The following is a 1,713-nucleotide window of genomic DNA, read 5'->3' on the forward strand; positions in this document are numbered from 1 at the left end:
TTTGGAATGAAATGAGAAAAAGACAAAAAAATAGCAGAAAGCCGAGCAGCTCCCGGCCACTTTCAGGAGGTTGTGGGCTGCGGCGAGCAGCCCGACCTCCAGGGTGACCTTCTCGAGGCCACGGAGGTGAAAGCGGCGGAACGACCGATTGCCCTTGATCTGCCCGAACACGCTTTCGACCTCGTTCTTTCGTTTCGCGTAGGTCGCTGCGCCCTCGGGAGACCAAAGGAAGGCTCTGGCTTTGGCTTTTTCTTCTTCGTAGGTCGGGTTCCACAATACCTGCCGGTTTCCTTCTGCTTTCGTACAGAAGGCTTTGATCGGACAATCCGAACAGTCTTCACTTTCGTACCGTTTAAAATCCCGGCGGTAGCCGGTGATGGGATCGGTCCGGCTGGTGTATCCCCGGAACGTGACCCGCCGGTTGTTCGGACAACGGAACCAGTCGTTCGTTTCGTCGTAGTCCCAGTTCTGGACCTTGTCGATGCGTTTCGTGAACGAGGGTTTCGTTTCGGCAGCCAGGGTGTTGTACGGAATCAAAAACGGGTTCTCTGTCTGGAGAGGCGCCTCTTCCAGAAGATACGTATAGTTTGGCTCACTGCCATAGCCGGCATCCGCCGCGAGCTGCTTGGGAAACGGCAGGGACCAGGAGCGGAGAAGCTCCAGGTGCGGGATCAGGCAGCGGGTATCCGTCGGGCGCTGATGCACCGAATAGCCGAGCACAAATTGATTTTCCGTGCCCATCTGCACGTTGTAGCCTGGTTTCAGCTGGCCGTTTTCCATATGATCTTCTTTCATGCGCATAAACGTAGCAGCGGGATCGGTTTTGGAAAAACTGTTCCGGTCGCCGAAGGTGGCGAGCTGGCTTTCATACCGTTCCAGCCGCGGCAGGTAGTCGCGGGTGAGGGTGCGGTGGATGGTTCGGATGTTCTGAAAGACCGCCCGCTTTTCTTTTCGGACCTGCCGGTCCGGTTCCTCCCTCCATTCTGCTTCCGCCTGGTGCATCTCGTGTTCCACGGCTTCGGCGGCTTCCCGGACTTTCTGCGGGGACACACGATCCGGGGCTTCCCCGGATTCGGAGGCGTCCGCTTCGATGGTGGCTTCAATGTGGGCAAGAAGGCCGGTCAGCTTCTCCTGGAGTCGGGCTTCGTGTTTTTCGACTGATTTCCGCCAGACGAACGTATACCGATTGGCGTTCGCTTCGATTTTGGTCCCGTCAAGAAAGTAGGTGTCCATCGAGATATACTGTTCGTCGAGCAGGAGTTCGACGAGGCGGGTGAACAGCGGTGTAATGATGTCCTGCATCCGTTCCGAGCGGAACCGGTTAATCGTACGGAAATCCGGTTCCTGCCGAGCAGCCAGCCACATCATCGGGAGATTTTCTCGAAGAGATTGGGCAATCTGCCGGCAGGAATACCACTTCTGCGTATAGGCGTAGAGGACGATTTTCGTCATCATTTTCGGATGGTAGGCCGGGCGTCCGCCGCCTTTGTACGGGGCAAAGAAGAGGTCGTTGTCCACCGCCTCCACAAAGGTGTGGATCACCCGGGCCACGTGATCGTCCGGGATCAAATCGCTGAAATCCATAGGCAGGACCAGCTGTCCCATGGTATACTCTTGGAAAGTAGCCGTTTGGCTGCTCATAAAAATCGCCTCCTGGTGGTGTTGGTTTTGTCGCTTACACACAGGTTCGGCGATTTTTTTCTGTTTCCTTCT

Annotated in this window: 1 protein-coding gene; it reads right to left on the bottom strand. The window is 56.1% G+C overall.

Translation table 11 applies throughout. The annotated features are described in order from the left end of the window. Positions 1 to 1,641: IS1182 family transposase (locus tag ACFO4L_RS17535; RefSeq protein WP_377910966.1), on the bottom strand; the 1,641-nt coding region annotated here is incomplete at its 3' end. Positions 1,642 to 1,713: the final 72 nt, after the last annotated feature.

The sequence above is a fragment of the Bacillus daqingensis genome (assembly GCF_042654445.1).
Classification (GTDB): domain Bacteria; phylum Bacillota; class Bacilli; order Bacillales; family Salisediminibacteriaceae; genus Alkalicoccus; species Alkalicoccus luteus.